Genomic DNA, 5084 nt, shown 5'->3' with positions numbered 1-5084 from the left:
GGGGGCGTCACGGTCACCCGGACGGTTGAGGGGCTGGAACGCTATCCGGTCAACGTCCGCTTCCCCCGCGAGCGGCGCGACGACCTGCAAAAGCTGCGCGAGCTGCCGATCGTCACGCCGACCGGTGCACATATCCCCTTGGGTCAGATCGCGGAGGTGGTCATCGTCGACGGGCCCGACATGCTCCGCAGCGAGAATGCCCGTCTCAACGGCTGGGTCTTCGTCGATATCCGGGGACGCGATCTGGGGCGCTATATCGCGGACGCCCAGGCGGTGGTGCGCGACCGGGTCAAGCTGCCGCCGGGCTATTCGATCGCCTGGTCCGGTCAGTATGAATACATGCTGCGCGCCCAGGCCAGGCTCGCGCAGGTGGTGCCGGTCACCCTGGCGATCATCTTGCTCCTCCTTTATCTCACCTTCCGCTCGACCGGCGAGGCGTTGCTGGTGATGCTGTCGCTGCCCTTTGCGCTCGTGGGTGGGGCCTGGCTCATCTATCTCCTCGGTTACAACCTGTCGGTGGCCGTCGCCGTGGGATTCATCGCCCTGGCCGGGGTGGCCGCGGAGTTCGGCGTCATCATGCTGGTCTACCTCAACAACGCGGTGAGGCAGTATCGCGTGCAGGGGCGCCTGCGCGACGAGGGGGATCTGGTCGGCGCCATCATCGAGGGCGCGGTCATGCGGATCCGGCCCAAGGCCATGACCGTGGCCACGATCTTCGCCGGCCTGCTCCCGATCATCCTGGGGGCGGGGGTCGGATCGGAGGTCATGCGGCGCATCGCCGCACCCATGGTCGGTGGCATGATCACCGCGCCCCTGCTGAGCCTGTTCGTGATCCCGGCGATCTATCTGCTCGCGCACCGGCGCATGGTGGGATCCCGGGTCAGTGCCTGACCTGGACCCCCCAGCTCAATGTCGTCGAGCCTTCGGCCGGGACCTCGATCAGCCAGGACGCGAGGTTGGAAGCCAGCTTGGTGTGGGGCTGGGTCTCGTGCAGCATGGTCCAGTCGCCGGGAATGCGTTCGAGCACCTTGACTGAAAGGGGCTGGTCCTTCGCGTTCTTGATCTCGAGCTCGAACGCGGCCTCATAGGCGTAATCGTAGGCGCTCGTTCCGGCAAGTTTCTTGAGCTCGGTCTGTCGACGGCGAGCGGTCACGTCGAAGCTCTCGCCAAGCTGGACTCTGACGGTCTCGTTCTTCGGGGTGTGGTCGATGGCGTCTTCGCCTACGAACTGGGCATGACCCCGGCTGTCCTTCGCGTAGACACGGACCACGCCCTTGGGGAGGGGGATCCCAAGGCTCCCGTCCCTGTTCTCGAAGCTCAGCGTTGCCACCACCGGCAGCTTGGACCAGCCATCCGCCGAGCGTGTCTCATAGTCATGGGGCTGGCCCCGCACGACGAGCTCCCGGGTGATCGGCACCGCTGGTGCGCGCAGGAGCGCAACCTGCTTGGTCTGGTTGTTGAGGATATCGGTCGGGCGGGGCAAGGTGTAGAGATGATATTCGGCGAGACTCTCTTCCTCCGGCATCGGGGCCTCATTCAGGACGGTGAGGCCGCGCGCCCTCATAGGCCGCGGCAGCGCCTCCACGACCTGGTGCACTTCGCCGGCCACCAACTGCACCTGAGTCCGCCGGTAGGCGATGCCGCTTTCATTGGTGAGCGTCACCCAGCCGTTGAGGTCCATGTGTCCGCCACCCGCGGCGAGGTCCGCGACATAGTCGGCCTTCCATGAAAGGCCGCCGGTCAGATAGGAGAGCTCGAACAGACCGGGGCCCCCGCTCACGGCGTTCAGATGCAGGACCAGCGTCGGCTGGTCGCGCAGGTCATCGGGAACATCGGGGAAGGCGAGATGCCCGACCACCCGGGTCTCGATGCGATCCGCATAGCGCAGGACCGGGCCCTGGCTGGCGGCCAACACGATGGCGTCCTCGACCGTCCGCTCCCCGGCATCGTTGGATCGAATCACCTGGACGGTCCGTCCGACATACTTGTCGAGCAGGCTCTCCGGGGTCAGCAGGTCGAAATCGAAATTCTGCTCGAGCAGACTGAATGCGAGCTGGCCGGAGGTTTCGCTGAGCAGCGCCGTCTCGGGGCGGATCCGAACCGAGACATTGCGCCACGCGAGGCGATTCTCTCCCTGCTCCAGGGTTACCTGTCGCGTGTCCTTGACCAAGGCGAGATCGGCATTGTAGATGGTGACCGCCAGCGACTCCTGGTCTGAGTCATCGACACGTTGTTCCTGATCCATGGCAACTCCGATTGAGGCAGAAAGAACCAGACTCGCCGTGAGGGCCGCAGCGGCCGCCGCAGTCGAGCGCAAGCGTCGGGGATGGGATCGGGCGGATTCCGCAGTCATGAGACCCTCGGGGGCGTGATCGGTCGGTCGGATTCAGCGGCGAATCTGTCGGCGGGACCGGTCAGTTGGCGATGATGGTGCGGTGGACGAAGGCCATCTTGTCGAGTGCCGGTTGAGACAAGACGAACGGGTAGAGATCCTGCTGCCCCATGCTGCGATTGATGCTGTTGATCGCAAACGTCAGGGGGAGCCAGTGCTCGATGATCGGCTCGAAGCGGCTGAGGTCGTACGGATCGAAGTTGGGGTCCGCGATCGCCAACCCGCCGTCGGGCTGCGGCCATTCGACCGTGATACCGAAGTGCTCCGCGGTCTCCAAGGTGTCGACGATATGCATGTAGTGGGCCCAGGTCTCGGCCCAATCCTCCCAGGGATGGGCGCTGGCATAGGGGGTGATAAAGCGGCTCTCCCAGTCCGGCGGGGGGCCGAAGCTGTGGTAGCTTGTGAGGGCACTGCCGTAATCGACACGCTCGTCGCCAAACAGCGCCCGAAACGCATCCAGGCCGCCGCGGTCGCGAATCAGCAGATCCCAGTAGTAGTGTCCGATCTCGTGCCGAAAATGGCCGACGAGGGTGCGATACCGCTCGTCCATGTCCAGCCGCACCCGCTCGCGCAGGGCCGCATCCGCCTCGTCGAGGTTGATCGTAATGAGGCCGTCGAGGTGACCCGTGATGACAGGCTTGTCGCCCAGCGCGTCATGACTGCACAGGAAGTCGAAGGCGAGACCCTGGCCGGGGTTCTGCCATTTGGTCTCGAACGGCAAGCCGAGGCGCAGCAGTCCGTACACCATTCGATGCTTACCGTGCTCGATCCTCGACCATTTCTCCCAGTTCCCGGGGCGGCTCAGGTTGGGAATGGTCCGGTTCGGGGCGCACGCCGGACAGAACTCATCAGGGCTTTCGGCGGGCACCATCCAGTTGCAGACGTTGTGCTCGGCATAATTGACGCATTTTCGATAGTGCCCCGCAGTCGAACGGGTCGCGGCGGGATGCGCCCGGGCGTGGAACAGTCTGTCGAGGAGCCCCGGCGGCCGTTCGTGCATGGGCCCTGTCTCCAGGGGCGCCATCCAGATCCCGTCGCCGATGTAGAAGAGCGCCGAGAGCTGCAACCGGTCCGGAAGAAAGCCGAGCGGCGCGCCGCAACGCGTGCAGTGCACGTTCTCGAAGAACACGGGCTGGCCGCAGGACTGGCAGGCGAAGGTCTTCATCGGGATCGGCTTAGAGGGACCAACGCCTCGGAGTATTCCCCGTTGCGTCGGCCAAGGCAACCACATGGTTGCGGGGTCCGTGCCGCGGCTCAGGCTTCCTGCGGGTGAGAGCGACAGCGGCGTGCAAGCGTCTCGCGCCGGAGTCCAAGGGCGTAGGCCAGGCCCATCAACCAACGAAGCAGAACGGAGGGGATTGCGCCCTAGTCTCCCACCAGCGGCTTAAGGTCACGCAACCGGTTCGCGCAGACAGTGTAGCCGGCCTCCGTCAGGTCATCGCAGGTTCTTTTCGCGCAGTCGCCACTGGAAATGGCTTAGGAGCTTTGATCGGACCTTCTTCTCCTTGTGCTTGGCGGCGGCGGCGAGGCGCTTCTCGGCGACCCCGATGAGGGTCTCCTGGGCCCCCTTGGCACTCTCGTCTTCGGGGACGCGTTGCCTGTAGTGCCCGTCCGCGTCCATGTCCCAGGCCGAGCGGGTGTCGGCGAACTGCACGTCGAGGATGAGACGCAGCTCCTGGCGGAGCTCCGGGTTCTCGACCGGCGCATGGACCTCGACACGACTGTCCAGATTCCGGCCCATCATGTCGGCCGAGCCGATGTAGTACTCCTCCTCGCCGCCGTTCCTGAAGTAGATGATCCGCGCATGCTCCAGGAAACGACCGACGATGCTGACCACACGGCCCGTCTCGCTGACTCCGGGCAGTCCGGGTCTGAAACGACAGGTGTCGCGCACGATCAGATCGACCTGGACCCCGGCGCGGGTGGCCTTGTAAAGCGCGCGCGTGATCTCGGCGTCCTCCAGCGCATTCATCTTCATCTGGATGAGGCCGTCGCCGTGGTGCTTGTGGCGCTCGATCTCGCGGTTGATCTTCTCGATCAGCCCGCGCTTGAGCGTGTAGGGCGCGGCCAGGATCTTGCGGTAGCTCGGCGGTGGCGAGTAGCCGGTCAGGTAGTTGAACAGCTCGGTGAGATCCTGGCCGATGTCCTCATCGCAGCCCAGCATCCCGAGGTCGGTATAGAGCTTGGCGGTGCCCGAATGATAGTTCCCGGTGCCAATGTGATAGTAACGGCGCAGCTGGGAGTAGTCGCGCCGCACGACAAAGATGAGCTTGCTGTGGGTTTTGAGTCCCATCACGCCATAGTTGACGTGGATGCCCTCGGCCTCCAGCCGGCGCGCCCAGACGATGTTGGCGGCCTCGTCGAAGCGGGCCTTGAGCTCGACCAGCACCGCGACCTGCTTGCCGTTGCGCGCGGCCTGGATGAGCGAATCCAGGATCGGCCCGGCCGAAGTGCGGTACAGGGTCATCTTGATCGCGAGCACCTTGGGGTCCTCGGCCGCGGTGCGCAGGAAGCGCTCCACCGAGGTGCTGAACGCCTGGTAGGGATGCTGCAGCAGAATCGGCCCGTTCTCGCGGATGATGTGGAAGATGTTGCGCCGGTCGTTCGCGAGGAGCGGATGATCGACGGCGCGATGGGTCTTGTCGTGCAGCTCCGGAATGTCGATCGCGGCCAGCTCGAAGAGGTCGCGCAG

At 64.9% G+C, this 5084-nt stretch carries 4 protein-coding genes; 1 reads left to right on the top strand and 3 read right to left on the bottom strand.

Going from position 1 to position 5084, the window contains the following annotated elements:
• Nucleotides 1–891: efflux RND transporter permease subunit (locus tag LJE61_RS01760; RefSeq protein ID WP_296917241.1), on the top strand; the 891-nt coding region annotated here is incomplete at its 5' end.
• Here LJE61_RS01760 and LJE61_RS01755 read toward each other — a convergent pair.
• The 3 genes from LJE61_RS01755 to ppk1 form a co-directional block, all read right to left on the bottom strand.
• Nucleotides 881–2245: a DUF4139 domain-containing protein gene (locus LJE61_RS01755; RefSeq protein ID WP_296910680.1), complete on the bottom strand. Its 1365-nt coding sequence runs from the start codon at nucleotides 2243–2245 to the stop codon at nucleotides 881–883. The genes LJE61_RS01760 and LJE61_RS01755 overlap by 11 nt on opposite strands.
• A gap of 169 nt (nucleotides 2246–2414) precedes the next feature.
• Nucleotides 2415–3557 (bottom strand): zinc-binding metallopeptidase family protein, encoded by a 1143-nt coding sequence (locus LJE61_RS01750; protein ID WP_296917239.1) that lies wholly within the window; start codon nucleotides 3555–3557, stop codon nucleotides 2415–2417.
• Nucleotides 3558–3827: 270 nt separating this feature from the next.
• Nucleotides 3828–5084: polyphosphate kinase 1 (gene ppk1, locus LJE61_RS01745; protein ID WP_296917237.1), on the bottom strand; the 1257-nt coding region annotated here is incomplete at its 5' end.

The sequence above is a fragment of the Thiocapsa sp. genome (assembly GCF_022340925.1).
In the GTDB taxonomy this organism is placed as follows: Bacteria; Pseudomonadota; Gammaproteobacteria; order Chromatiales; family Chromatiaceae; genus Thiocapsa.
The sequence above is the reverse complement of the archived record's forward strand: the minus strand, read 5'-3'. Positions and strand labels throughout refer to the sequence as shown.